At 41.2% G+C, this 238-nt stretch carries 1 pseudogene; it reads right to left on the bottom strand.

The features are described from left to right. Nucleotides 1–238, bottom strand: a pseudogene (locus tag FD09_RS15750) (DUF536 domain-containing protein); the annotation flags it as partial.

The raw sequence follows: 238 nt of genomic DNA, 5'->3' as shown, positions 1-238 counted from the left end.
ATTACCCTCGGTAGGTTTTAAAACGTCTGTATCGTCGTTTTGCAGAGGCCTATCGTCCTGTGAAGGGGTGTTGTTCGTAGTGGTATCGAGTAGCTTTTCATTTTGACGGTTGGTAGACAAGTTGAGTTGTTGTTGCTGGTCAAGTAATGACTGCATTTTATCTAATTGATCGTTCTTTCGTTCAAGTTCGCCCTTCAAAATGTCTATTTGTTCAAGCAATATTCGTGACGTATCTGCT

It is taken from the genome of Schleiferilactobacillus perolens DSM 12744 (genome assembly GCF_001435585.1).
Lineage (GTDB): Bacteria > Bacillota > Bacilli > Lactobacillales > Lactobacillaceae > Schleiferilactobacillus > Schleiferilactobacillus perolens.
The sequence above is the reverse complement of the archived record's forward strand: the minus strand, read 5'-3'. Positions and strand labels throughout refer to the sequence as shown.